Raw genomic sequence first — 26,118 nt, forward strand, 5'->3', positions numbered from 1 at the left:
GGCATGGACAATGCAGCAATGCTGATCGGAACCTTGTTCGCCCTTGCGGCCGGCCTGATGTGGGGGCTCGTCTTCGTCGGGCCGCTGATGCTGCCCGAGTACCCCGCCGCGCTGCAGTCCTTCGGCCGCTACCTCGCCTTCGGCCTGATCGCGTTGCCGCTGGGCTGGCTGGGCCGGGCCCGGTTGCGCGAGCTGAGCCGGGCCGACTGGCGCGAGGCGCTGCGGCTGGCGCTGGTCGGCAACGTCATCTACTACCTGTTCCTGTCGGCGGCGATCCAGCGCGCCGGCGGGCCGCTGCCCACCATGATCATCGGCACGCTGCCGGTGGTCATCGCCATCACCTCCAACCTGCGCGACGCGCAGCGCGACGGCAAGCTGCCGTGGCTGCAGCTGCTGCCCTCGCTGCTGCTGATCGCCGCGGGCATCGGCTGCGTCAACCAGGTCGAGCTGGCCGCGCTGCGGGCCGATCCGGATGCCGACCACGGCCGCTACGCGCTCGGCGCGCTGCTGTCGGTCGGCGCGGTCGCCTGCTGGACCTGGTATCCGCTGCGCAACGCCGACTGGCTGCGCGCCCATCCCGACCGCAGCCCCAGCACCTGGGCCACGGCGCAGGGCCTGGCCACGCTGCCGCTCGCCGTGCTCGGCTATGCGCTGACCTGGGGCGTGATGGGCGCCAGCGGCAGCTCCTTCGAGATGCCGTTCGGACCGCGCCCGCTCTTCTTCATCGGCCTGATGACGACCATCGGCCTGCTCGCGTCCTGGCTGGGCACGCTGTGCTGGAACGAGGCCAGCCAGCGCCTGCCGACCACGCTGGTGGGCCAGCTGATCGTCTTCGAGACCCTGGCCGCCCTCAGTTACGCCTTCATCCTGCGCGGCCACCCGCCCGGCCCGGTGACGCTGCTGGGTGTGGCGCTGCTGGTGACCGGCGTGTTGACCGCGCTGCGTCTGCGGCCCGAGCCGCTGGTCGCCCAGGCCCACCCGGACTGATCGGACGCCGATGTGAACGACGCACCCCGCACCGAATGGCAGGCCCCGCGCTGGGCCCAGGCCGTGCTGCTGGCCAGCCTGGGCACGCTCGGGCCCTTCTCGATCGACACCTACCTGCCGGCCTTCGCCGGCATCGCCTCGGCACTGGGCGCCACGCCGGTCCAGATGCAGCAGACGCTGTCGGCCTACCTGCTGGGCTTCGCGCTGATGAACCTGTTCCACGGCGCGCTGTCGGATGCGCTGGGCCGCCGCCCGGTCGTGCTGGCCGGCGTCGCGATGTTCACGCTGACCAGCCTCGGCTGCGCGCTGACCGACCACATCGGCTGGCTGATCGCGCTGCGGGCCTTGCAGGGCATGTCCACCGGCGCCGGCATGGTGGTCTCGCGCGCGGTGATCCGCGACGTCTACCCACCCGAGCAGGCCCAGAAGATGATGTCGCAGGTGACCATCTTCTTCGGCATCGCCCCGGCGATCGCGCCGATGGTCGGCGGCTGGCTGTTCGTGCACAGCGACTGGCGCGCGGTGTTCTTCTTCCTGACGCTGGTGGGTTGTGCGATCTGGCTGGGCGTCTGGCGCTCGCTGCCCGAGACCCTGCCGCCGACGCGCCGCCAGCCGCTGTCGGTGGCCGACCTGTGGCGCGGCTACCGCGAGCTGGGCCGCGACCGCCGCTTCTGGCTGCTGGCGCTGGCTTCCGGCGTGCCCTTCAACGGCATGTTCCTCTACGTGCTGGGCGCGCCGAGCTTCCTCGGCGAGCTGATGGGCCTGCGGCCTGAGCAGTACTTCTGGTTCTTCCTGTCGACCATCGCCGGGATCATGGTCGGTGCGGTGGCCAGCGGGCGCATGGCCGGTCGCATCGCGCCGCGCCGCCAGATCCGCTGGGGCTTCGTGATCATGGCGCTCGCCTGCGGCCTGAACGTCGCCGGCAACCTGCTCTTGCCGCTGCACCCGCTGTGGGCCTTCCCGCCCATCCTGCTCTACAGCCTGGGCTGGGCGGTGCTGGTGCCGGTGGTCACGCTGATGGTGCTGGACCTGGCGCCGGCGCGGCGCGGCATGGCCTCATCGCTGCAGGCCACCGTCGGCAGCCTGGCCAACGCGCTGGTGGCTGGCGTGCTCACGCCGCTGGTGATGCACAGCGCGCTGGCGCTCAGCCTGGCCTCGGCCGGGCTGATGCTGATCGGCCTGCTGGCCTGGCTCTGGCAAGGCCGGCTGGTGCGCCAGTCGACCCTGCCCGAGCCGCGCGCCGCCCGGCCCGGCGAGACCGTCGAGGTCGACGCGCCGCTGCCGTGAGCGGCGGCCGAGGCGGTCGCGGCCCCTGTCGACGAAGGGCCGCCGTTCGACTTGTCGCGGGAAGGCGGTCGGCGGCGTGCAGCGTGGTCAGGTGCGCCGCCCGAAGTGCTCAAGTCCACTGGCCGGGCGGCCGAAATCAAGGCAGACACGACACACCCGTGAGCCTTGCATGAACCCGCCTGACGCCCATCCTCCTGTCCTTCTCCTGCGCCACCTGGCCCGCTCGCTGCTCCTGGGCGCCATCGTCGGCCTGCCGATGCTGGGCGCGGCCAGTGCCCAGGCTGGCGAGCGCGTCGAGAAGGGCGGCCAGAAGGCCGTCAGCCTCGACGAGCTGCGCGACCGCCTCGCCAGCCGCGTTGCCGAGGTCCGCGAGGCCCAGCAGTCCCGAGCCGCCGCACCGGCACCCGTGCTGCGCGTGACCGTCAAGACCGACACCCGCGCGCCTGCCGGCGGTGCCCACGGCGCGGCCGAGCCGCCGGCCCGGTCGGGCCGATCGGCCAGAGCCACGACATCCGGCAAGACCCATGTGCCCGACGCAGCGTCCGGCCACGGCGGCGCGCCGCACTGGTCCTACCAGGGCGCCGAAGGCCCGGAGGGCTGGGCCGAGCTGGCGCCCGAGTTCGCGACCTGCGCGCGCGGCCAGCGCCAGAGCCCGATCGACATCCGCGACGGCATCCACGTCGAGCTGGAGGCGATCCGCTTCGACTACCAGCCGGGACCCTTCGGCGTGATCGACAACGGCCACACCATCCAGGTCAACGTTGCGCCCGGCAACGCGATCGAGGTCGGAGGGCGTCGCTACGACCTGGTCCAGTTCCACTTTCACCGGCCGTCCGAGGAGCGCATCAACGGCCGCCAGTTCGACATGGACGTCCACCTCGTCCACAAGGATCCGCAGGGCCGGCTGGCCGTCGTCGCGGTGCTCTTGCAGCAGGGCCGCCAGCATCCGCTGATCCAGTCGGTCTGGAACAACCTGCCGCTGGAGAAGCGCGAGGAGCAGCGCGCCATGGGCACGCTCGACCTGACCCAGCTGCTGCCCGAGGACCGGCGCTACTTCACCTACATGGGATCGCTGACCACGCCGCCATGCAGCGAGGGCGTGCTGTGGATGGTCCTCAAGCAGCCGGTGACGGTGGCCGGCGAGCAGCTGGCGATCTTCAGCCGCCTCTACCCGATGAACGCCCGGCCGATCCAGCCGGCCGCCAACCGCATGATCAAGGAGTCCAACTGATGGCGAACCGCACCCGTTTCCTCCTGCGCTGACGGCGGCGCCGGCCGCGTTCCCGAGCCGGGAACGACGGGGTGCCGTCAGGCCGATCCTGTTCGGCTTTTCAACCGATCCTCTTCGCGGAGGGTCGGTTTTTTCATTTTCTGGACGGATTTCAGCCGAACACGGGGGGTGCCCGTCTGTCAAGGCCCGGTCAAGAGGGGTAACACCTCAAGTGCAACCTCACCAAGCCAGCGCAAGTCGTTCTTTTTGCTGGCTTTTTTGGCAACTGTCACACATTGGGGTGGCCTAGCTAAGTGCTTGATTTCATTGGCAATTTCTCACGGCTCAACTTGACCCTGTGTCTTTTTCTCCGCTACAGTGGGTAGACGTGTCTTATCGTGGGTTTTTGTGGCGGACTTTCATTTCCAAGGGACTTCAGCCCTCGCGCTGGACGCCAAGGGACGGCTCACCGTTCCGGCGCGTCATCGCGAGGTCCTGGTGTCGCTTGCCGAAAGCCGCCTGACGCTGACCAAGCACCCCGAAGGCTGCCTGATGGTCTTCCCGCGACCGGTGTGGGAGGCCTTCCGCGCCAAGGTCGAGGCCTTGCCGATGTCGGCGGCCGGCTGGAAGCGCATCTTCCTGGGCAGCGCGATGGACGTGGAGATCGATTCCGGCTCGCGCGTCCTGATCTCGCCTGAACTGCGGGCCGCCGCCGGCCTCGACCACGACGTCCACCTGATCGGCATGGGCAACCACCTCGAGCTGTGGGATGCCGCCCGCCACATCGCCGCCGAGGCCGCCGTGCTGCAGCAGCCGATGCCCGAGGCGCTGCAGGACTTCACCTTCTGATCCCCATGGCCACCGCCGTCGCCGTTCCAGGGCAGCACCGCACGGTGCTGCTGCACGAGGCAGTCGATGCCCTCGTGCAGTCGCGCGCGGGCACCTATGTCGATGGCACCTATGGCCGCGGGGGGCACAGCCGGCTGATCCTGTCGAAGCTGGCGCCCGAGGGTCGGCTGATCGCCATCGACCGCGATCCCGAGGCCATCGCCAACGCCCGCGAGGGCGAGGGCCGCATCGACGACCCGCGCTTCTCGATCCATCACACCCGCTACGCCGAGTTCGACGCCGTGCTCGACGATCTGGGGCTGGCCCAGGTCGACGGCCTGCTGCTGGACGTAGGTGTGTCCTCGCCGCAGATCGACGACCCGGACCGCGGCTTCAGCTTCCGCTTCGACGGGCCGCTGGACATGCGCATGGACCCGACCCGCGGCCAGAGCGCGGCCGAGTTCATCGCCACCGCGCCGCAGGGGCGGCTGATCGAGGTCATCCGCGACTACGGCGAGGAGCGCTTCGCCCCCGCGCTGGCACGTGCGCTGGTGGCGCGCCGCGAGGAAGGCCGTTCGCCAACCCGCACCAGCGAGCTGGCAGCCCTGTGCGCCAGCGTGGTCAAGACCCGCGAGCGCGGCCAGGACCCGGCCACGCGCACCTTCCAGGCGCTGCGCATTGCCGTCAACGGCGAGCTCGACGAGCTGGAGCGTGCGCTGGCGCAGTCGCTGCGGCGCCTGAGGCCGGGCGGCCGGCTGGTCGTCATCAGCTTCCATTCGCTGGAAGACCGCATCGTCAAGACCTTCATCGCCCGGCATGCCCAGGAGGTCTACGACCGCCGCATGCCGCATGCGCCCAGCCAGCCGCTGGCGCTGCGCGCGATCGCCCGCATCAAGCCCGGCGACGAGGAGGTGCAGGGCAACCCGCGCGCCCGCTCGGCGATCCTGCGGGTGGCCGAGCGCACCGATGCGCCGCTGCCGCCAGAGGCTGGCCGATGACCGCGCGCCTGAACCTGTTGCTGCTGGTCGCGCTGGTCGTCAGCGCGGTCTACCTGGTGCGCACGTCCTATCACTCCCGCCAGCTGTTCGTGCAGCTTGAACGCGAGCGCTCGCAGGCCCGCCAGCTCGAACTCGATGCCGAGCGCCTGACGCTGGCGCGCCGCGAGCTGGCCGCCAACGGCCGGGTCCGCCAGGAAGCCGTGACGCGTCTGGGCATGCGCTCGGCCGGCGCCGGCGTGATGGTCGAGGTCGACGATCCGCTGCTGGCGCATGCCGCCACCGCCACGCAGGGAGCTGCGTCGGTGGCCTCGTCGGTGGCTTCGTCGGTGGTGGCCACCGGAGGGCGGCCATGACGCGCGGCAACCGCCGTTCCGCAGGCGCCGGGTCGGGCCTGGGCTCGCGCCTGTCGGCCTGGCTGCGCCGGCTGGCGGCGGCCCGCCTCTCGCGTGGCGCGGCCAACCGTCCCGGTGCGCGCCGCGACGTCGGCTCGCGTGCGGCGGCCAACGTCGGCCATCCGGCCCAGTACGCCAGCAGCCCGCTGCTGGCGGCCAAGACGCCGCTGTGGCGTTCGCGGCTGGTGGTTCTCGGCGTCGGCCTGGGCTTCCTGGTGCTGCTGGGCAAGGCGGTCTACATCCAGGCCATCAACACCGACTTCTACCTGAAGCAGGGCGAGAGCCGCTACGCCCGGACCTTCGAGCTGCCGCCCAGCCGTGGCCGCATCTTCGACCGCAACGGGCTCGAGCTGGCTGGCAGCGTGCCGGCGCCGTCGATCTGGGCGATCCCGAAGGACTTCAAGGCCGATGCGAGCCAGCTGCAGGCGCTGTCGCGGCTGCTGGGCATGAACCCGCGCGAGCTGAACCTGCGCCTGGCCGAGAACCCGAACTTCGTCTGGTTGCGCCGCCAGGTTGACGACAGCGTCGCGCAGCAGGTGCGCTCGCTGGGCATCAAGGGCCTGCACCAGGCCCGCGAGTTCCGTCGCCAGTACCCCGAGGGCGAGGCCGCCGCGCACGTGGTCGGCTTCACCAACTTCGAGCAGAAGGGCCAGGAGGGCATCGAGCTGACCTTCCAGGGCCAGCTCGAAGGTCGGCCCGGCAGCCGCAGCGTCGTGCGCGACCGGCTGGGCCGCATCGTCGAGAACATCGGCGAGGGACTCGAACCGGTCGACGGCACCGACGTCACGCTGTCGATCGACGCCAAGGTCCAGTACTACGCCTACCAGAAGGTCAAGGAAGCGGTCGAGGAACACAAGGCCAAGTCCGGCAGCGTGGTCGTGCTCGACACCCGCACCGGCGAGCTGCTGGCGCTGGCCAACTACCCGAGCTACGTGCCCGGCGACCGCCAGGCGCTGGCCGGCGGGGCCTTGCGCAACCGGGCGCTGACCGACACCTTCGAGCCCGGGTCGACGATGAAACCCTTCGTCATCGCGCTGTCGATGCAGTCCGGCCGGGTGCGTCCCGACTCCGTGATCCAGACGGCACCCGGACGCCTCTCGATCGGCGGGTCGACCATCTCGGACTCGCATCCGCATGGCCTGCTGACGGTCGAGCAGATCATCCAGAAGTCCAGCAACGTCGGCACGGTCAAGCTGGCCATGCAGATGCAGCCCAAGGAAATGTGGGACGTCTTCAACGGCGTCGGCCTGGGCCAGAAGCCGCAGCTGCCTTTCCCCGGACTGGCCTCCGGCCGGCTGCGACCGTTCAAGAGCTGGCGGCCGATCGAGCAGGCGACCATGAGCTATGGCTACGGGCTGTCGGTCTCGCTGGTGCAGCTGGCGCGGGCCTACACCGTGTTCGCACGCGACGGCCAGCTGATGCCGGTGTCGATCCTGAAGAACGAGGTCCAGGCCAACGGCGTCCAGGTCTTCACGCCCGAGATCGCGCGTTCGGTGCGCAAGATGCTCCAGATGGCGGCCGGCGAGGGTGGCACCGCCCCCAAGGCCCAGACGCTGGGCTATTCGGTCGGCGGCAAGACCGGCACCGCGCACAAGCAGGAAGGCAGCAGCTACCAGAGCAACAAGTACCGCGCCTGGTTCGTCGGCATGGCGCCCATCACGTCTCCGCGCATCATCGTCGCGGTCATGGTCGACGAGCCCAGCAACGGCCGCTACTTCGGTGGCGACGTGGCCGCGCCGGTCTTCAGCCAGGTCGTGCACGAGACGCTGCGCGCGCTGCGCGAGCCGACCGACCTGGCGGTGCAGCCGCAGATCTACGCGCGCTCGGTGGCCGTGCCGGCCGAGGTGGAGTCCAACTGATGGCCCACGCACCGGACACCTCTCGGGAGCTGCTGACGCTGGCTGGCGTCGACGCCGCGCTGGCATGGCTGCTCGCGCGCACCGGCCCGACCGCGACGCTGCAGACCGACAGCCGCCGGGTCGCGCCGGGCGATGTCTTCATCGCCTGGCCCGGCCATGCGACCGATGGCCGCGCCCACGTCGGCGCGGCGCTGGCGGCGGGCGCGAGCGCCTGCCTGGTCGAATCGGCCGGCGTCGATGCCTATGACTTCCGCGATGCCCGCATCGCCACGCTGCCCGGCCTGAAGGCCGCCACCGGCGAACTCGCCCACCGCTGGCACGGCGAGCCCAGCCACCGGCTCGACCTGATCGCCACCACCGGCACCAACGGCAAGACCTCGACGGCCTGGTGGACGGCGCAGGCGCTGGGCGCGGCCGGCCGGCGCTGCGGCGTCATCGGCACGCTCGGCGTGGGCGAGCCGCCCTCGGCGCAGCGTCCCGATGCGACCGTGCACGCGACCGGCCTGACCACGCCCGACCCGGTCACCTTGCACCGCGCGCTGCGCGGCTTCGTCGACCGTGGCTATGCGGCCTGCGCGGTGGAGGCCTCGTCGATCGGCATCGTCGAGCACCGCCTCGACGCGGCACGCATCCGCGTGGCGCTCTACACCAACTTCACGCCCGACCACCTCGACTTCCACGGCGACATGGCGAGCTACTGGGCCGCCAAGCGCCGCCTGTTCGACTGGCCCGGCCTGCAGGCGGCGGTGCTCAACCGCGACGACACCGCCGGTGCCGCGCTGGCCGAGGAACTCGCCGCACGGGGCGACCTGGACATCTGGACCTACACGCTCGGCACGCTGCCGGCGCGGCTGCGCGCGACCGACCTGCACCACGTCGACGGCGGTCTGGCCTTCACGGTGCACGAGGCCAGCACGGTCGAGCCCCGCCAGCGGCAGGCCGTCGACACCCGCGCCGAGGTCCGCACCCACCTGATCGGTCACTTCAACGCATCGAACGTGCTGGCCGTCATCGGCGGCCTGCGCGTGCTGGGCCTGCCGCTGGCGCGCTGCGCGGAACTGGCGGCCGGCTTCACCTCGGTGCCCGGACGCATGCAGCGTGTGCGCGTCGATGCCACCGTCGCGCTGCCGCAGGTGGTGGTCGACTACGCCCACACCGCCGACGCGCTGGACAAGGCGCTCGGCGCGCTGCGCCCGGTGGCCGATGCCCAGGGTGGCCGACTGTGGTGCGTGTTCGGCTGCGGTGGCAACCGCGACGCGAGCAAGCGCCCGGTCATGGGCGACGTCGCCACGCGGCTGGCCGACGTGGTCGTCGTCACCAGCGACAACTCGCGGCTGGAAGACCCGCAGGCCATCGTCGACCAGGTGCTGGCCGGCTGCGGCGCAGCGCCCCACGTGCGCGCCGTGCTCGACCGGACCGAGGCCGTCCACGCCGCGCTGGCCGAGGCCGCGCCCGAGGACGTCGTGCTGATCGCCGGCAAGGGCCATGAAGACACCCTCGACGTTGGCGGCGTCAAGCGGCCGTATTCCGACATCGACACCGCCGCCGCCGCGCTGCGGGCGAGGGCTGACGCATGACGACGACCTGGCTCACGCTGGCGCAGGCTCATGCGCTGATCCAGCGCCGCATCCCGCAGGCCCGGCTGGTCGGCGATGGCACGACGCCGCTGCTGCGGGCCCACAGCGACACCCGCACCCTGAAGGCCGGCGACCTGTTCGTCGCGCTGCGCGGCGAACGCTTCGATGCCAACGACTTCATCGCCCAGGCGCGCGATGCCGGCGCCGTTGCCGCGCTGGCCGAACGTGGCCTGCAGGCGGCCCGCCTGAGCGGCATCGAGGTGCCCGACAGCCTCGCCGGCCTGCAGGCGCTGGCCACCGCCTGGCGCGCTGGCTTCGCGCTGCCGCTGATCGCCGTGACCGGCAGCAACGGCAAGACCACGGTCACGCAGATGATCGCGGCCATCCTGCGCGCCTGGCAGGGCGAGGCGGCGCATGCCACCGCCGGCAACTTCAACAACCACATCGGGGTGCCGCTGACGCTGCTGGCGCTGCGCGAGACGCACCGCGCCTCGGTGGTCGAACTCGGCATGAACCATCCGGGCGAGATCGCCGAGCTGGCCGCGATCGCGCAGCCCACCGTCGCACTGGTCAACAACGCGCAGCGCGAGCACCAGGAGTTCATGCACACGGTCGAGGCCGTCGCGCGCGAGAACGGTTGCGCCATCGCCGCGCTGCCGGCCGACGGCACGGCGGTCTTCCCGGCCGACGAGACCCACACGCCGATCTGGCGCACGCTGGCCGGTGCGCGCCGCGTGCTGACCTTCGCGCTGGCCGACGAGGCTGCTGCGGCCGGCGTGCAGGCCGACTGCCTCGCCCATGCCGACTGGGCCGGTGACCACTGGCAGGCCCGCTTCGACACGCCGGCCGGCCGCATGGACATGGCGCTGGCGGTGGCCGGCCGCCACAACGTCAAGAACGCGCTGGCCGCCGCCACCTGTGCGCTGGCGGCCGGCTGTCCAGCCGAGGCGATCCAGCGTGGCCTGGCTGGCTTCGCGGCGGTCAAGGGCCGCTCGCAGGTCTCCCGGCTCGACTGGGGCGGCCGAGCGGTCACGCTGATCGATGACAGCTACAACGCCAACCCCGATTCGATGCGTGCGGCCATCGAGGTGCTGGCTGCGCTGCCCGCGCCGCGCTGGCTGCTGCTGGGCGACATGGGCGAGGTCGGTGACCAGGGCCCGGCCTTCCATGCCGAGGTCGGCGCGCTCGCCGCCGAGCGTGGCATCGAGCACCTCTGGACCGCCGGCACGCTGGCGGCCGAGGCGGCACGGGCCTACGCGGAGCGGGTCGGTCAGCGGGATGTGCGTCATGCGGCGCAGCATGCCGGTGCGCAGGCTCAGGCGGTGAGCCACCACGACGACACCGCCGCGCTGCTGGCCGCATTGGCCGTGTTGGCCGACCCGGTCCGCGACGGCCCGGCCGCCGCCTCGGTGCTGGTCAAGGGCTCGCGCTTCATGGCCATGGAAAAGGTGGTCGCGGCGCTGCGCGCCCGGGCCGCCGCGTCCTCAGGAACGGCAGGAGAACAACAAGATGCTCGTTAGCCTCGCCGCCTGGCTTCAGGCCCTCGACCCCGACACGCTGGGCTTCCTGCGGGTCTTCCAGTACCTCACCTTCCGTGCGGTGATGTCGGCCATGACCGCGCTGCTGCTCGGCCTGGCCTTCGGCCCGTGGGTGATCCGGCGCCTGACCGAGCTGAAGATCGGCCAGCCGGTGCGCGCCTATGGCGTCGAGAGCCACCTGGTCAAGACCGGCACGCCGACGATGGGCGGCGTGCTGATCCTGCTGTCGATCGCCATCTCCACGGTCCTGTGGTTCGACTGGAGCAACCGCTTCGTCTGGATCGTGATGCTGGTGACCTTCGGCTTCGGCGCGATCGGCTGGGTCGACGACTGGCGCAAGGTCGTCAACAAGAACCCCGAGGGCATGGCCTCGCGCGAGAAGTACCTGTGGCAGTCGCTGATCGGCCTGGTCGCGGCGCTCTACCTCGCCTTCAGCGTCTCGGAGTCCAGCAACCTGCGCGTGCTGGAGCTGTTCTGGCGCTGGATCGGCTCGGGCTTCTCGAACAACCTGCCGCCCAAGGCCGACCTGATCGTGCCCTTCTTCAAGACCGTCAGCTACCCGCTGGGCGTGTTCGGCTTCATCTTCCTGACCTACTTCGTGATCGTCGGCGCGAGCAACGCGGTCAACCTGACCGACGGCCTGGACGGCCTGGCCATCATGCCGGTGGTGCTGGTCGGCTCGGCGCTGGGCCTGTTCGCCTACGTGACCGGCAACGCGGTGTTCTCGAAGTACCTGCTGCTGCCCTACATCCCCGGTGCCGGCGAGCTGCTGATCTTTTGCGCCGCCATGGCCGGCGCGGGGCTGGCCTTCCTGTGGTTCAACGCCTACCCGGCGCAGGTCTTCATGGGCGACGTCGGCGCGCTGGCGCTGGGCGGCGCGCTGGGCACGATCGCGGTCATCGTGCGGCAGGAAATCGTGCTCGGCATCATGGGCGGCATCTTCGTGGTCGAGGCCCTCTCGGTCATGGCCCAGGTGTCCTACTTCAAGTACACGAAGAAGAAGTACGGCCAGGGTCGCCGCATCCTGCTGATGGCGCCGCTGCACCACCACTTCGAGAAGAAGGGCTGGGAAGAGACCCAGGTGGTCGTGCGCTTCTGGATCATCACGATGCTGCTGTGCCTCGTGGGACTGTCGTCCCTCAAGCTGCGATGAACTTCCTGCGCAACCTCCCCATCCTCGTGCTGGGCCTGGGCGACTCCGGCCTGGCGATGGCGCGCTGGGCGCGTCGTTGCGGGGCTGCGCGCATCGTGGTGGCCGACAGCCGGGAGGCGCCACCGCAGGCGCAGCGTCTGGCCGAGGACGTGCCCGGTGCGGAACTGCGCTGCGGCCCGTTCACGCCCGCGCTGATCGAGGATGGCCTGAAGCTCGTGCTCAAGAGCCCCGGCCTGTCGCCGCTGGATCCGGCCATGGCCGCGCTGATCGAGGCTGCCGAGCAGCGTGGCCTGCTGGTGCTGGGCGAGCTGAGCCTGTTTGCGCACGCGCTGGCCGACCTGAAGGCCGAGTGCGGCTATGCGCCCAAGGTCATCGCCATCACCGGCACCAACGGCAAGACCACCACCACCTCGCTGACCGCGCTGCTGGTCGAACGTGCCGGCCTGCGCGTGGCCGTGGCCGGCAACATCGGCCCGACCCTGCTGGACACGCTGGGCGCGGCGCTGGATGCAGAAGCGGCGGCGCTGCCAGATGTCGATGCCGGGGCCGATGCGGATGCCGATGCCGAGGCCGAGGCGACGCCGTCACCGCTGGATGCGCAGGTCGATGTCCAGGCCGAAGACCAGGCCGACGACCAGGCCAACGCTCCGGCCGACCCTGCCGACGCGATCCAGACCTCCGATCCGGTCGAGGACGTCGACGACGAGGGACCGGAGCCTGACGAGGCTGACGCGCCCGACGCATCGGTCGACGCCGAGTCCGATGGCCCTGCCGACGCGCCACCGGCCGAGGACCTGGCCGCCGAGATCGGTGGCGGCGGTCCGCCGCCGCACCTGGTCCCGCCGCCGCCGCCGGCGCCCGAGTTCGCGCACCTGCCGCAGGCCTGGGTGCTGGAGCTGTCGAGCTTCCAGCTCGATGGCGTCACGAACTTCGAGCCGACCTCGGCGGCGGTGCTCAACGTCACGCAGGACCACCTGGACTGGCACGGCGACATGGCGGCCTATGCGGCGGCCAAGGCACGCATCTTCGGCAAGCAGGCCGTGATGGTCCTCAACCGTGACGATGCCGCCGTGCTGGCCATGGTCCCGCAGCCGCCGCCGCCCGAGCTCAACAAGGCCGGCAAGCCGGTCAAGTCCAAGGGCCCGAAGTGGCAGCCGCGCCGCACCGTGCTGTTCGGCCTGGACCGGCCGCGCCGTCCGGGCGACTGGGGCCTGGTGGTCGAGCACGGCATGGCCTGGCTGGTGCGCGCGCACCCCGGCGATCCGCTCGATGAAGCGACAGCCAAGCGCGCTGCGGCCGCCTTCGATCCGGACGAGCTGTCGCTGCAGCGCCTGATGCCGGCCGACGCGCTGCGCATCCGCGGTCGCCACAACGCCGCCAACGCGCTGGCCGCGCTGGCGCTGGCCCGTGCCGCCGGTCTGCCGCTGGCACCGATGCTGCACGGCCTGCGCGAATACCGCGGCGAACCGCACCGGGTCGAATTCCTGCGCAGCGTCGACGGCATCGAGGCCTACGACGACAGCAAGGGCACCAACGTCGGCGCCACCGTGGCCGCGCTGAACGGCCTGGGTCCGGACAAGTCGCCGGCGAAGCTCGCCGTCATCCTCGGGGGCGACGGCAAGGGCCAGGACTTCTCGCCGCTGGCGCCGGCCGTGGCCGCGCATGCGCGGGCCGTGGCGCTGATCGGCCGCGATGCGGCGGCGATCGAGGCGATGCTGGCCGACACGGTGGCCGCCTCCTCGCTGCCGATGGCCCGCTTCGACACCCTCGAAGCGGCGACCCGCTGGTGCTTCGCGCAATGCCGCGCCGGTGACGCGGTGCTGCTGAGTCCGGCCTGTGCCAGCCTGGACATGTTCCGCAACTACGCCCACCGCGCCCAGGTCTTCGCCGACACGGTGGCCGCGCTGGCCGAGGAACGCGGGGAGTACGGCGCATGAACGTCTCCGTCATCAGCCGCCTCGGTGCGCTGTTCGGGCGTCGTCCGGCGGCACCCGCCAACCGCGCGACCCGCGAGGTCGAACGGCCGTCGCTGCTGGCCCGCCTGGCCGCCGGTGCGGGCAGCCTGCTTGGTCTGTTGCGCGGCGATGTCGGCGGCAAGGACGGTGCGCGCGGCTGGGACGCCTCGGGCCAGCCGACCCGCTGGGTCGGCTTCGACATGGCCTTGGTGTGGGTCGTGGTCGGCTTGCTGGCCCTGGGCACGGTGATGGTCTATTCGGCCTCGATCCAGCTGCCCGACAACCCCAAGTTCGCGGCCTATTCGCCGACCCATTTCCTGATCCGCCACCTGATGTCGATCGGCCTGGCGCTGGTGGCCGCCGCCGCCGTGTCGACCTTGCCGATGCGGGTCTGGGAGCGCTGGGCGCCGTGGTTGTTCATCGTCGCGCTGGTGCTGCTGGTGGCGGTGCTGCTGCCCTTCGTCGGCAAGGTGGTCAACAACTCGCGGCGCTGGATTCCGCTGGGCGTCCTGAACTTCCAGCCCAGCGAGCTGGCCAAGCTGGCCATGGCCATGTACGCGGCCAACTACATGGTCCGCAAGATGGACGTCAAGGAAAGCTTCACCCGTGCGGTGCTGCCCATGGCCATCGCGCTGGGCTTCGTCGGTGTGCTGCTGCTGGCCGAACCGGACATGGGCGCCTTCATCGTGATCGCGCTGATCGCGATCGGCATCCTGTTCCTGGGGGGCGTCAACGGCCGCATGTTCCTCATCATCAGCGCGGTGCTGGTGGGCAGCTTCGTGCTGATGATCACCTTCAACGATGTGCGCCGCGAACGCATCCTGGCCTACCTGAACCCGTGGGACGAGAAGTACGCGCAGGGCAAGGGCTACCAGCTGACGCATTCGCTGATCGCCTTCGGGCGCGGCGAGTGGACCGGCCAGGGGCTGGGCTCCTCGGTCGAGAAGCTGCACTACCTGCCTGAAGCCCACACCGACTTCCTGCTCGCGGTGATCGGCGAGGAACTCGGCCTGGTCGGCGTCGCTGCCGTGATCCTGGCCTTCTTCTGGCTGGTGCGCCGCATCTTCGTGATCGGCCGCCAGGCCATCGCGCTGGACCGCGTCTTCGCCGGCCTGACCGCGCAGGGCATCGGCGTGTGGATCGGTGGCCAGACCTTCATCAACATGGGCGTCAACCTCGGCGTGCTGCCGACCAAGGGCCTGACGCTGCCGCTGCTGAGCTATGGCGGATCGGCCATCGTGATGGGCGTGGTCGCACTGGCCGTGGTGCTGCGGGTGGACATGGAGAACCGCCAGCTGATGCGTGGCGGCGGACTCGGCGGGGGCAGGGCATGAGCCGCGCCGCGCGTCACCTCGTCATCATGGCTGCCGGCACCGGAGGCCATGTCATGCCCGGCCTGGCGGTGGCTCAGGTCATGAGCCAGCGTGGCTGGTCGGTCAGCTGGCTGGGCACGCCCGCGGGCATGGAGAACCGCCTGGTGCCGCCGAGCGGCATCCCGCTCGACCGCATCGCCTTCGCCGGCCTTCGCGGCAAGGGCTGGGTCGGCATGCTGCGCGGCGCCGTGCAGCTGCTGTGGAGCCTGGTCCAGTGCCTGGGCATCCTGCGCCGGCGCGGCGCCAGCGCGGTGCTGGGCATGGGCGGCTATGTCTGCGTGCCCGGCGGCCTGGTGACGCGGCTGCTGCGCCGTCCGCTGGTGCTGGTCAACGCCGATGCGGCCCTGCTGCTGTCGAACCGCGCGCTGTCGCGCTGGGCCGACCGCATCGCCTTCGGCTTCGACGGCGCTGCGGCCCGCGCGCTGCCGCGTGCGATCGTGACCGGCAACCCGGTGCGCGCCGAGATCGAGGCCCTCGCGCCGCCCGCGCAACGCTACGGCGCGCGCCGCGGCCCGCTGCGCCTGCTGGTGGTCGGTGGCAGCCTGGGCGCGCAGGTGCTCAACCGCACGCTGCCGCAGGCACTGGCGCTGCTGTCGCCGGCCGAGCGGCCGCGGGTGGTCCACCAGACCGGCGTGGCCCATGCCGACGCGGTGCGCGCGGCCTATGCGCAGGTCGGCATCGCCACCCGCGACCTGGCCGATGACCCGGTCGATCCGCTCGATCCGGCCGGAACCGATGTCATCGTCCGTCCCTTCATCGACGACATGCCGCGCCAGCTGGCCGATTGCGACCTGATCGTCTGCCGGGCCGGTGCCATCACCGTCAGCGAGCTGTGCGCCGCCGGCGTCGCCAGCGTGCTGGTGCCGCTGGTCGTCTCGACCACCTCGCACCAGCGTGACAACGCGGCCTGGCTGGCCAACCAGCAGGCCGGCACCCACCTGCCGCAGGCTGACTTCACGCCCGAGCGCCTGGCCGGCCTGCTGCGCACGCTGGACCGCGCCACCCTGCAACAACAGGCCGAGCGCGCCCGCGCGCTGGTCCAGCCGCGCGCCGCCCAGCGCGTGGCCGACGAGATCGAGGCCCTGGTGGCCCGGAAGGAGGCTGCATGAAACACGCAGTCAAGAAGATTCATTTTGTGGGCGTCGGTGGCGCCGGCATGTCCGGCATCGCCGAGATCCTGCACAACCTCGGCTATGCCGTGTCGGGCTCGGACCAGGCCGACGGCGCGGTTACGCGGCGGCTGGCCGAACTGGGCATCCGCATCCACATCGGCCATGACGCGACCCACATCGCCGGGGCGCAGGCGGTGGTCACGTCCACGGCGGTGAAGGGCGACAACCCCGAGGTCATCGCCGCCCGCGCCGCCCGCATCCCGGTGGTGCCGCGCGCGGTCATGCTGGCCGAGCTGATGCGGCTGAAGCAGGGCATCGCGATCGCCGGCACGCACGGCAAGACGACCACCACCTCGCTGGTCACCAGCGTGCTGGCCGAGGCCGGGCTGGACCCGACCTTCGTGATCGGCGGCAAGCTCAACGCGGCCGGCGCGAACTCGGCGCTCGGCTCGGGCGACTACATCGTGGTCGAGGCCGACGAGAGCGATGCGTCCTTCCTCAACCTGCTGCCGGTGCTGTCGGTCGTCACCAACATCGACGCCGACCACATGGACACCTACGGCCACGACTTCGCCCGGCTCAAGCAGGCCTTCGTCGACTTCCTGCACAAGATGCCCTTCTACGGCGCGGCGGTGCTGTGCGGCGACGACCCGGGCGTGCGCTCGATCATCCCGATGATCTCGCGCCCGGTCATCACCTACGGCCTCGGCGAGGACGTGCAGGTGCGTGCGGTCGACGTGGTCGCGCTGCCCGGCGGCCAGATGCAGTTCACCTGCCAGCGCCGCAACGGCGTGGTGCTGCCCGACCTGGCCATCACGCTCAACCTGCCCGGCGAGCACAGCGTGCGCAACGCGCTGGCAACCATCGCCGTGGCGACCGAACTGGAGCTGCCCGACGAGCCCATCGTCGCCGCGCTGGCCCAGTTCAGCGGCGTGGGCCGGCGCTTCCAGCGCTGGGGTGACCTGGCGTGCGCGAGCGGCGCGGGCCACTTCACGCTGATCGACGACTACGGCCACCACCCGGTCGAGATGGCGGCGGTGGTCTCGGCCGCGCGCGGCGCCTTCCCGGGCCGCCGGCTGGTGCTGGCCTTCCAGCCGCACCGCTACACCCGCACGCGCGACTGCTTCGAGGACTTCGTCAAGGTCATGGGCACGGCCGACGCGATCTGGCTGACCGAGGTCTACGCCGCCGGCGAGGCGCCGATCGTGGCCGCCGACGGCCGCAGCCTGGCGCGTGCGCTGCGCGTGGCCGGCAAGGTCGATCCGCTGTTCATCGACGACGTCGCGGCGCTGCCGCAGGCCATCGTCGAGCAGGCCCAGCCGGGCGACGTGGTGATCGCCATGGGCGCGGGCTCGATCGGCGCCGTGCCGGCCAAGGTGGTCGAGCTGCTGAAGGAGCGCGCATGAACCCGGACCCGTTCAACGCGGACGCGGGCCGGGCGCCGGGCCGCTCCCAGGCCGATCCGCAACCCCTCGGGGGATCGACCGGCGTACCCGCCGGTCGAGGGGCTGGCCACGCGCTGGGCAAGGTCGCCGTGCTGATGGGCGGCGACTCGGCCGAGCGCGAGGTCTCGCTGATGAGCGGCGGCGGCGTGCTGCAGGCGCTGCGCTCGCGCGGCGTGGACGCGCATGCCTTCGACCCGTCCGAGCGCGAACTGATCGACCTCAAGCGCGAGGGCTATGAGCGCTGCTTCATCGCCCTGCACGGCCGCCACGGCGAGGACGGTGCGGTCCAGGGCGCGCTGGAGCTGCTGCACATCCCGTACACCGGGTCCGGCGTCATGGCCTCGGCCATCGCGATGGACAAGGTCATGACCAAGCGCCTGTGGCAGGCCGAGGGCCTGGCCACGCCGGCCTGGGCCCGGCTGGCGCCCGACGAGGTCGACGCGGCCCACATGCTGTCGGTGGCCGACACGCTGGGCCTGCCGCTGGTGGTCAAGCCGCCGCGCGAGGGCTCGTCGATCGGCGTCAGCGTGGTGCGCGACCGGGCCGCGATGGTGCCGTCCGTCCAGCTGGCCGCGCGCTACGACGCCGACGTGCTGTGCGAGGCCTTCGTCGACGGTGCCGAGCTGACCTGCCCGGTGCTGGGCGAGGGCCGCGACGCGGTCGCGCTGCCGGTCATCCGCATCGTCCCGCCGGCGGCCGGCTACGACTACCAGAACAAGTATTTCACCGACGAGGTGCAGTACCTCTGCCCGAGCGGCCTGGACCCGGCGCTGGAAGCCGAGGTGCAGCGCCTGACGCTGGCCGCCTACCGCAGCCTGGGCTGCCGTGGCTGGGGCCGGGCGGACCTGATGCTGCGCGCGTCCGACCAGCAGCCGCTGCTGCTGGAGATGAACACCTCGCCCGGCATGACCGGCCATTCGCTGGTGCCGATGTCGGCCCGCGCGGCCGGCATGGACTACGAGACGCTGTGCCTGCGCATCCTCGCGATGGCACGGCTGGACAACCCGACCGCAGCCCCGGCTGCGGCGGCCTGACGCGGCACAGGTCCGATCGACACGATGAACCCCGCCGCCACCCTGCAGCGCCCCGAGCGCGCCATCGACCCCGCGACGCTGCCCGGCGACGTGCGGCTGATGCGCGTCGGTGCCGGGCTGCTGCTGGGTGTCGCGCTGCTGGCGGTGCTGGTCAGCGCCCTGGCCTGGGCGATGCGCCGGCCGGCCTTCGCGCTGCGCGAGATCCAGCTGGTCGGCGAGGTCGCGCACACCCGCACCGCCGCGCTGGCCACGCAGGTGCTGCCGCGGCTCAAGGGCGGCTACTTCGACATGGACCTCATGGCGGCCAAGGCGGCCTTCGAGGACCTGCCCTGGGTGCGCCATGCGCAGGTCCGGCGGGTCTGGCCGCAGCGCCTGGTGGTCAGCCTGGAAGAGCATGTGCCGGTGGCCTACTGGGAGCGGCCCGAGGGCGATCCGCACCTGGTCAACCGCTTCGGCGAGGTCTTCGAGGTCAACCTCGGCGACCTGGAGGACGACGAACTTCCGACCTTGCGCGGACCGGGTGCCGAGAGCGCGCCACAGGTCTGGGCGATGTGGCAACGCCTGCAGCCCGAGTTCGCGCCGATGGGCGCGCGCATCGTGCGCCTGGCGCTGTCGGACGGCGGCAGCTGGCAGGCCCGGCTGGACAAGGCTGACGCCGTGATCGAGATCGGCCGTGGCGACGTCGACGAGGTGGTGCAGCGGGCCCGGCGCTTCGCGCTGAGCGTGCGACAGGTCAGCGCGCAGTTCGAGCAGCGCCCGGTCGTGCATGCCGACCTGCGCCACCGCGACGGCTACGCCCTGCAACTGCTCGGCCTGGGCACCAAGGAACCCGCGACGGCGGGCACGTTGCGGCGGCGCTGAGGCGCGCCCCGCACGACCGCACACCGGAACGGACAAGGAACAACATGGCCAAGGAATACAAGGACCTCATCGTCGGACTGGACATCGGCACCGCCAAGGTGATGGCGGTGGTGGCCGAGGTCCAGCACGACGGCGAGCTGCGCGTGGCAGGGCTGGGCGTGGCCAATTCGAGCGGCCTCAAGCGCGGCGTGGTCGTCAACATCGACGCGACGGTGCAGAGCATCCAGCAGGCGCTGAAGGAGGCCGAGATGATGGCCGACTGCCGCATCGGCCGCGTCTACACCGGCATCACCGGCAGCCATGTGCGCGGCCAGAACTCGACCGGCATGGTGATCGTGCGCGACAAGGAGGTCACCGCCTTCGACGTCGCCCGCGTGGTCGAGACGGCCAAGGCCATCAACATCCCCGGTGACCTGCGCCTGCTGCTGGTCGAGCCGCAGGAATTCGTCATCGACGGCCACGAGGTGCGCGAGCCGGTGGGCATGAGCGGCGGACGGCTGGAGGTCAAGGTCCACATCGTCACCGGCGCGCAGAGCGCGGCCGAGAACATCGTCAAGTGCGTGCGCCGCTGCGGCCTGGAGGTCGACCACCTGGTGCTCAACCCCAGCGCGTCGAGCCTCGCGGTGCTCACGCCCGACGAGCGCGACCTGGGCGTGGCGCTGGTCGACATCGGCGCGGGCACGACCGACGTGTCGATCTACACCGACGGCGCGGTGCGCCACACCGCGGTCATCCCGATCGCCGGCGACCTGATCACCAGCGACATCGCGATGGCGCTGCGCACGCCGACCAAGGACGCCGAGGAGATCAAGGTCGAGCACGGCGTGGCCAAGCAGCTGCTGGCCGATCCGTCCGAGCAGCTGGAGGTGCCGGGCCTGGGCGACCGGCCGCCGCGCATGCTCAGCCGCCAGGCGCTGGCCGGCGTGATCGAGCCGCGCGTCGAGGAGATCTTCTCGCTGGTCCACCAGGTCATCCGCGAGAGCGGCTGCGAGGAGCTGCTGTCCAGCGGCATCGTGCTGACCGGCGGCAGCGCGGTCATGCCCGGCATGGTCGAGCTGGCCGAGGACATCTTCCTGAAGCCGGTCCGCAAGGGCGTGCCGCTGTACGGCGGGGCGCTCTACGACATGGTCGCGCACCCGCGCGCGGCCACCGTGATGGGCCTGCTCGAAGAGGCCCGGCTGGCGCGGGCGCGCGGCATCAAGGCGGCGCAGTCGGGCCAGACCGGCGGCTGGCTGGGCAAGGCGCGCGACTGGTTCCTCAAGAGTTTCTGATCGATGACGAGCACGTGGGGGGAGGCCACGACCCGATGAACCGATCACACACACAGGGCGCACCGCCCCTGCCCCGGCAGGACGGTCGCCACGGTGGACCGCGCAGGTTCTGCGACGCGGGCATCACCGGGACGGACGACAAGAAGAAGTCAGTCAGGACCTCGCAGACAAACGACGACACACACACGACGCAAAGTTAAGGAGAGCGGCATGGGCATCGAAATGATCGAGGAATTCGACATGGGCACGCAGATCAAGGTGATCGGCGTGGGCGGCGGCGGCGGCAACGCGGTCGACCACATGATCGGACAGGGCGTGCAGGGCGTGGAGTTCATCTGCGCCAACACCGACGCGCAGGCGTTGAACCGTTCGCAGGCGCACAGCCTGCTGCAGCTGGGCCACACCGGCCTGGGCGCGGGCTCGCGTCCGGACCAGGGCAAGGCGGCGGCCGAAGAGGCGCAGGACCGCATCCGCGAGTCGCTCAACGGCGCGCACATGGTCTTCATCACCGCCGGCATGGGCGGCGGCACCGGCACCGGCGCGGCGCCGGTGATCGCGCGCATCGCCAAGGAGATGGGCATCCTGACCGTGGGCGTGGTCACCAAGCCCTTCGAGTTCGAGGGCAACCGCCGCATGAAGCAGGCCGACGCCGGCGTGTCCGAGCTGGAGGCCAACGTCGACAGCCTGATCGTGGTGCTCAACGAGAAGCTGCTCGAGGTCATGGGCGACGACGTCACCCAGGAAGAGGCTTTCGCCGAGGCCAACGACGTCCTGAAGAACGCCGTCGGCGGCATCAGCGACATCATCCACATCCCCGGCCTGGTCAACGTCGACTTCGAGGACGTCAAGACCGTCATGAGCGAGCCGGGCAAGGCCATGATGGGCACGGCGACCGCCAGCGGCCCGGACCGCGCCACCAAGGCCGCCGAGGCCGCCGTGGCCTGCCCGCTGCTGGAGGGCATCGACCTGTCCGGCGCGCGGGGCGTGCTGGTGCTGATCGCCGCGAGCAAGCAGACCTTCAAGCTGGCCGAGAGCCGCAACGCGATGACCACCATCCGTCGCTACGCGGCGGAAGACGCGCACGTGATCTTCGGCACCGCCTACGACGAGAGCCTGGGCGACGCGCTGCGTGTCACGGTGATCGCCACCGGCCTGGCCTCGACCCGTCGTGCCGCACCGACCATCCAGGTCGTGCAGCAGCCGCAGGTCGTGGTGCAGCGCACCGGCACCGACAACATCCCGGTGCTGACCCAGTCGGTCGCGGCCCCGGCGGCGGTGGTCGGTGCGCATGGCCTGAGCGCCAGCGCGGCCGGCCACGGCGCGGCGGTCGGCGGCATGGGCGCGGGCGTGCTGGCCTCGCCGGTCGGTGTCGGCAACGAGTTCGCGGTGCCCAGCGTCTGGCGCAACAACCGCACCCAGGCGGCGGCCAAGGTCGATGCGCTGGCCAGCAACGGCATGGACGAGATCGAGATCCCCGCTTTCCTGCGCAAGCAGGCCGATTGATCCCGTCCGGCGCCGCTCCTGGCCACGTGGTCGGGAGCGGGCCTGAACCGTCGTTCTCCTTCATCCCGGCGCGTGGTCCCGCGCGCCGGGTTTTTGCCATGGCGGCGATAGCCCTGGCCATCGCGCACCGACCGATCCGTGTCGGATCGACCTCCTAAAATCGCGCCATGCTCAAGCAACGCACCCTGAAGTCGTTGACCCGCGCCGTCGGCGTGGGCCTGCACAGCGGCAAGAAGGTCGAGCTGACGCTTCGCCCCGCGCCGCCCGACACCGGCATCGTCTTCCGCCGCATCGACCTGCCGCAGCCGGTTGACATCCCCGTGCGCGCCGACGGCGTCTGCGAGGCCCGCATGGCCACCACGCTGTCGCCCGGTGGCGATCCCGGCGCGCCCAAGGTCAACACGGTCGAGCACCTGATGTCGGCCTGCTGCGGGCTCGGCCTGGACAACCTCTACATCGACATCACGGCCGAGGAAGTGCCCATCCTGGACGGCTCGGCCGCGTCCTTCGTCTTCCTGCTGCAAAGCGCCGGCATCGAGCTGCAGAACGCGCCCAAGAAGTTCCTGCGCGTGCGCAAGCCGATCGAGGTCAAGGTCGGCGAAGGCCAGCGCGCGATGTGGGCCCGGCTGGAGCCGCACCACGGCTACAAGCTCACCTTCGAGATCGACTTCGACCATCCAGCGGTCGACCAGACCGGCCAGCGCGTGGTCTTCGACATGGGATCGGGCCAGTACAAGCGCGACATCGCGCGGGCCCGCACCTTCGGCTTCACCAAGGACCTGGAGCTGATGCGCTCGCGCGGCCTGACGCTCGGCGGCTCGATGGACAACGCCATCGTGGTGGACGACTACCGTGTGCTCAACAGCGACGGCCTCCGCTACGACGACGAGTTCGTCAAGCACAAGATCCTCGATGCCATCGGCGATCTCTTCCTGTGCGGCATGCCGCTGCTGGCCCACTACGTCGCCTTCAAGAGCGGCCACGCGCTGAACAACCAGCTGCTGCGCACGCTGCTGGCCGACGCCAGCGCCTGGGAGGTCGTCACCTTCGAGGACGAGAAGCTCGCGCCGCAGGGCATGGCCGAACTGGCGCCTGCCTGGTGAGGCTCACGCCGTGTTGGTCATCCGTCTTGTCTTCATGCTGCTGATGGTCGCGGCCGTTGCCTGCGTGGCTGCCTACATGTTCACGGGCGAGGTGGCCTGGCGGCGGCGCGGGCTGCTGATCGTCAAGTGGACCGTGCTGGCCGGCCTGGCCGGGGCGGTGGTGCTGCTGCTCGAGCGGCTGACGCTGGCGCTCTGAACCGGCTCGCTGGACCTGCTCGATGGACCGGCGCCGATGCCGGCGTCTCAGCCCCGCAACCCGCGCAGCCAGCCTTCCAGCGCCTCGGCCGACATCGGCCGGCCATGCAGGTAGCCCTGCAGCAGCGTGCAGCCGCGCTGACGCAGGAACTGCGACTGGCCGGCGGTCTCGACGCCTTCGGCCACCACCTCGATGCCCAGGCTTTCGCCGATGCGCAGCACGGCCGTCGTCAGGGCCTGGGCGTTGGCGTCGTGCTCCAGGTCGTGCACGAAGCTCTGGTCGAGCTTGACGCGCTGGATCGGCAGCCGGTGCAGGTGGCTCAGGCTGGAGTAGCCGGTGCCGAAGTCGTCCAGCGCCAGGCGCACGCCCAGTTCGCGCAGCGCGGCCAGCTCGGCCAGGGTGTCGTTGCGGCGATCCAGCAGGGCCGATTCGGTCAGCTCCAGCGTCAGCTTCTCGCCGGGCATCGCGTGCCGACGCAGCGTGTCCGAGATCCAGTCGACCAGGGTCGGGTCGTGGAAGTCGCGCGCCGACAGGTTGACCGACACCTGCGGCACCGCGATGCCGGCCCGGCGCCAGCGCTGCATCTGGGCGCAGGCGCTGTCGACCGCCCAGCGTGACAGCGCGCCGATCAGCCCGCAGGCCTCGGCCAGCGCGATGAAGCGGGCCGGCTCGATCGCGCCAAGCTGCGGGTGCTGCCAGCGGGCCAGCGCCTCGACGCTGTGCAGGCCGGTGATGCCACCACCGTGCGCCCGCACGACCGGCTGGTAGACCAGCACCAGCTCGCCCGCACCGATGGCGCGCCGCAGGTCGGTCTCCAGCCGCATGCGCTCGCGGCTGCGCTCGTCCAGCTCGCGGTGGAAGAAGGCGAGCTGGCCACGGCCCTCGGCCTTGGCCTGGTACATCGCCAGATCGGCATGGCGCAGCAGCGTCTCCAGGTCGGTGCCGTCCTCCGGCAGCATGGCCACGCCGATGCTGGCGCCGGCATGCAGCGTGAGCGCCGCACCGGGCGGGTTGGGCACCGACATCGGCTCGGCCAGCCGCGCGGCGATGCGCTCGGCCATGTCGCGGCTGGCGGGCGGGTCGCAGTCGGGCAGCACGACGACGAACTCGTCGCCCGCCAGCCGGCCGACCAGGTCGTCCTGCCGGACCGAGCGTTCGAGCCGCTGCGCGACCTGGCGCAGCACCGCGTCGCCGACCGCGTGGCCCTGGCTGTCGTTGATCAGCTTGAAGTCGTCGAGGTCGATGAAGAGCAGCGCCAGCGGCCGCTGCTCGCGCCGCGCGGACTGCACCGCCTCGCCGGCCTGGCGCTGCAGCTCGCGCCGGTTCGGCAGGCCGGTCAGGCCGTCGAAGAAGGCCAGTTCGTGGATGTGGGCGCGCGAGTCCTCGCGCTCGAAGGCCAGCGTGCACAGGTCCAGGCAGGTGGCCACCAGGCGGCGATGCAGGTCGGACGGCCCGCGCGATTCCCGGAAGTAGAAGGCGAAGGTCGCCAGCACGCGCTGGCCGTGGTTCTTGATCGGGCTGGACCAGCAAGCCCGGAAGCCCAGCGGCAGGACGGCGGCGCGGTACTTCACCCACAGCGGATCGGTGGCGATGTCGGTCACCAGCACCGGGCTGCCGCGCCAGGCGGCGGTGCCGCAGGAGCCCACGCTCGGGCCGATCGGGACGCCGTGGTAGCTCGCCGCCACCTCGGGCGAGAAGCTGGGACCGGCCAGCGGCTGGATGCGCTGCTCGTCGTCGATGCGCAGCACCGTCGCGACGACGTCCGGCGCCAGCGCCTCGACCTGCTGGCAGACCCGTGTCATCAGCTCGTGCAGCGGCTGCTCATGCACGATGGCATCGAGCACCGGCGCCTGCAGCACGGCCTGGATGCGGGTGGTGGTGATGTCCTCCAGCACCAGCGCGGACAGCGCGGGCGTGCCGTCGCCACGGTCGGACAGGCGTTCGAGCGTGAGGCGGCACCACAGCGCCTGGTCGGCCCGGGTGCGCAGCAGCATCTCCGTCTGGGCTCGGCCGTTGCGCGTGGCCAGGCGGCGCAGCGTGCCCCAGCGGGCCAGGTTGCCGCTCGGGCCCTCCAGCACGTCCTCCGGACGCCGGCCGAGCGGTGCGTCGGGCGACAGGCCCAGCAGCGTCGCGCTGGCGGCGGTCGCATGCACGACGATCTCTTCGGCGTCACAGATCCAGACGCAGTACGGGCCGTGCTCGAACACGCGCAGCACGGCGGGCAGCAGGTCGCCGTCCAGGCGTGCAGCCGGCCGCTGGCGGGACGTTGTCGCAGGATCGGACATGGTGAAGGGTGGACCGTCGGTTCGGTTTCGGATCGTACGCGCGGGGTCCGTCATGAACCAGCGGGGTCCATCACGCGCGCGGTCCTGTCGCCAGGTTCCTGCGTCTCTCTTGCCCTGGGTCAACCATCGCGGGCCGCACCGGCCGGCCTGG

At 71.3% G+C, this 26,118-nt stretch carries 21 protein-coding genes; 20 read left to right on the forward strand and 1 reads right to left on the reverse strand.

Features of this window, described 5'->3' with window-relative positions:
* Window positions 1–18: 18 nt before the first annotated feature.
* The 20 genes from Q8X39_RS03690 to Q8X39_RS03785 all read left to right on the forward strand — a co-directional run bounded on the left by Q8X39_RS03690 (window position 19) and on the right by Q8X39_RS03785 (window position 23,682).
* Entirely contained in the window at window positions 19–987 is a 969-nt protein-coding gene (locus tag Q8X39_RS03690) for a DMT family transporter (RefSeq protein WP_305748760.1), read from the forward strand.
* Between the two features lie 63 nt (window positions 988–1,050).
* Window positions 1,051–2,274, forward strand: coding sequence for a multidrug effflux MFS transporter (locus tag Q8X39_RS03695; protein ID WP_407067967.1), 1,224 nt, complete (start codon window positions 1,051–1,053; stop codon window positions 2,272–2,274).
* 169 nt (window positions 2,275–2,443) lie between these two features.
* A complete protein-coding gene (locus Q8X39_RS03700) occupies window positions 2,444–3,505 on the forward strand; it encodes a carbonic anhydrase (protein ID WP_305748296.1) in 1,062 nt (353 codons plus the stop codon).
* A gap of 387 nt (window positions 3,506–3,892) precedes the next feature.
* On the forward strand, window positions 3,893–4,333 hold the full coding sequence (locus Q8X39_RS03705) for a division/cell wall cluster transcriptional repressor MraZ (protein WP_305748297.1): 441 nt from the start codon (window positions 3,893–3,895) through the stop codon (window positions 4,331–4,333).
* 5 nt (window positions 4,334–4,338) lie between these two features.
* Window positions 4,339–5,310, forward strand: a complete 972-nt coding sequence (rsmH, locus tag Q8X39_RS03710; RefSeq protein ID WP_305748298.1) for a 16S rRNA (cytosine(1402)-N(4))-methyltransferase RsmH — start codon at window positions 4,339–4,341, stop codon at window positions 5,308–5,310.
* Window positions 5,307–5,663 carry a cell division protein FtsL gene (gene ftsL / locus Q8X39_RS03715; RefSeq protein WP_305748299.1) on the forward strand — a complete coding sequence of 119 codons (357 nt, stop codon included), beginning with the start codon at window positions 5,307–5,309 and terminating at the stop codon, window positions 5,661–5,663. The genes rsmH and ftsL overlap by 4 nt, the downstream gene beginning before the upstream one ends.
* Window positions 5,660–7,561, forward strand: coding sequence for a peptidoglycan D,D-transpeptidase FtsI family protein (locus tag Q8X39_RS03720; protein WP_305748300.1), 1,902 nt, complete (start codon window positions 5,660–5,662; stop codon window positions 7,559–7,561). The genes ftsL and Q8X39_RS03720 overlap by 4 nt, the downstream gene beginning before the upstream one ends.
* The gene (locus tag Q8X39_RS03725) at window positions 7,561–9,138 is read left to right on the forward strand and encodes a UDP-N-acetylmuramoyl-L-alanyl-D-glutamate--2,6-diaminopimelate ligase (protein WP_305748301.1); all 1,578 of its coding nucleotides are present in this window, start codon (window positions 7,561–7,563) and stop codon (window positions 9,136–9,138) included. The genes Q8X39_RS03720 and Q8X39_RS03725 overlap by 1 nt, the downstream gene beginning before the upstream one ends.
* Window positions 9,135–10,658 carry a UDP-N-acetylmuramoyl-tripeptide--D-alanyl-D-alanine ligase gene (locus tag Q8X39_RS03730; protein ID WP_305748302.1) on the forward strand — a complete coding sequence of 508 codons (1,524 nt, stop codon included), beginning with the start codon at window positions 9,135–9,137 and terminating at the stop codon, window positions 10,656–10,658. The genes Q8X39_RS03725 and Q8X39_RS03730 overlap by 4 nt, the downstream gene beginning before the upstream one ends.
* Window positions 10,648–11,829, forward strand: coding sequence for a phospho-N-acetylmuramoyl-pentapeptide-transferase (gene mraY / locus Q8X39_RS03735; protein WP_305748303.1), 1,182 nt, complete (start codon window positions 10,648–10,650; stop codon window positions 11,827–11,829). The genes Q8X39_RS03730 and mraY overlap by 11 nt, the downstream gene beginning before the upstream one ends.
* Entirely contained in the window at window positions 11,826–13,766 is a 1,941-nt protein-coding gene (locus tag Q8X39_RS03740) for a Mur ligase family protein (protein WP_305748304.1), read from the forward strand. The genes mraY and Q8X39_RS03740 overlap by 4 nt, the downstream gene beginning before the upstream one ends.
* Complete coding sequence (gene ftsW / locus Q8X39_RS03745; RefSeq protein WP_305748305.1) at window positions 13,763–15,118, forward strand: putative lipid II flippase FtsW; 1,356 nt, start codon at window positions 13,763–13,765, stop codon at window positions 15,116–15,118. The genes Q8X39_RS03740 and ftsW overlap by 4 nt, the downstream gene beginning before the upstream one ends.
* Complete coding sequence (murG, locus tag Q8X39_RS03750; RefSeq protein ID WP_305748306.1) at window positions 15,115–16,266, forward strand: undecaprenyldiphospho-muramoylpentapeptide beta-N-acetylglucosaminyltransferase; 1,152 nt, start codon at window positions 15,115–15,117, stop codon at window positions 16,264–16,266. The genes ftsW and murG overlap by 4 nt, the downstream gene beginning before the upstream one ends.
* Window positions 16,263–17,675 carry a UDP-N-acetylmuramate--L-alanine ligase gene (gene murC, locus Q8X39_RS03755; protein ID WP_305748307.1) on the forward strand — a complete coding sequence of 471 codons (1,413 nt, stop codon included), beginning with the start codon at window positions 16,263–16,265 and terminating at the stop codon, window positions 17,673–17,675. The genes murG and murC overlap by 4 nt, the downstream gene beginning before the upstream one ends.
* Window positions 17,672–18,748 (forward strand): D-alanine--D-alanine ligase, encoded by a 1,077-nt coding sequence (locus Q8X39_RS03760; protein ID WP_305748308.1) that lies wholly within the window; start codon window positions 17,672–17,674, stop codon window positions 18,746–18,748. The genes murC and Q8X39_RS03760 overlap by 4 nt, the downstream gene beginning before the upstream one ends.
* 24 nt (window positions 18,749–18,772) lie before the next feature.
* Complete coding sequence (locus Q8X39_RS03765) at window positions 18,773–19,609, forward strand: cell division protein FtsQ/DivIB (protein ID WP_305748309.1); 837 nt, start codon at window positions 18,773–18,775, stop codon at window positions 19,607–19,609.
* A gap of 44 nt (window positions 19,610–19,653) precedes the next feature.
* The gene (ftsA, locus tag Q8X39_RS03770; protein ID WP_305748310.1) at window positions 19,654–20,880 is read left to right on the forward strand and encodes a cell division protein FtsA; all 1,227 of its coding nucleotides are present in this window, start codon (window positions 19,654–19,656) and stop codon (window positions 20,878–20,880) included.
* A 210-nt stretch (window positions 20,881–21,090) separates the two neighbouring features.
* Entirely contained in the window at window positions 21,091–22,383 is a 1,293-nt protein-coding gene (gene ftsZ / locus Q8X39_RS03775) for a cell division protein FtsZ (RefSeq protein ID WP_305748311.1), read from the forward strand.
* A gap of 167 nt (window positions 22,384–22,550) precedes the next feature.
* On the forward strand, window positions 22,551–23,486 hold the full coding sequence (gene lpxC, locus Q8X39_RS03780) for a UDP-3-O-acyl-N-acetylglucosamine deacetylase (RefSeq protein ID WP_305748312.1): 936 nt from the start codon (window positions 22,551–22,553) through the stop codon (window positions 23,484–23,486).
* A 10-nt stretch (window positions 23,487–23,496) separates the two neighbouring features.
* Complete coding sequence (locus Q8X39_RS03785) at window positions 23,497–23,682, forward strand: hypothetical protein (protein WP_305748313.1); 186 nt, start codon at window positions 23,497–23,499, stop codon at window positions 23,680–23,682.
* A gap of 47 nt (window positions 23,683–23,729) precedes the next feature.
* Here Q8X39_RS03785 and Q8X39_RS03790 read toward each other — a convergent pair whose 3' ends face one another.
* Entirely contained in the window at window positions 23,730–25,967 is a 2,238-nt protein-coding gene (locus Q8X39_RS03790) for a putative bifunctional diguanylate cyclase/phosphodiesterase (RefSeq protein WP_305748314.1), read from the reverse strand.
* Between the last annotated feature and the right edge of the window lie 151 nt (window positions 25,968–26,118).

This window comes from Leptothrix discophora (assembly GCF_030705305.1).
In the GTDB taxonomy this organism is placed as follows: Bacteria; Pseudomonadota; Gammaproteobacteria; order Burkholderiales; family Burkholderiaceae_C; genus Sphaerotilus; species Sphaerotilus discophorus.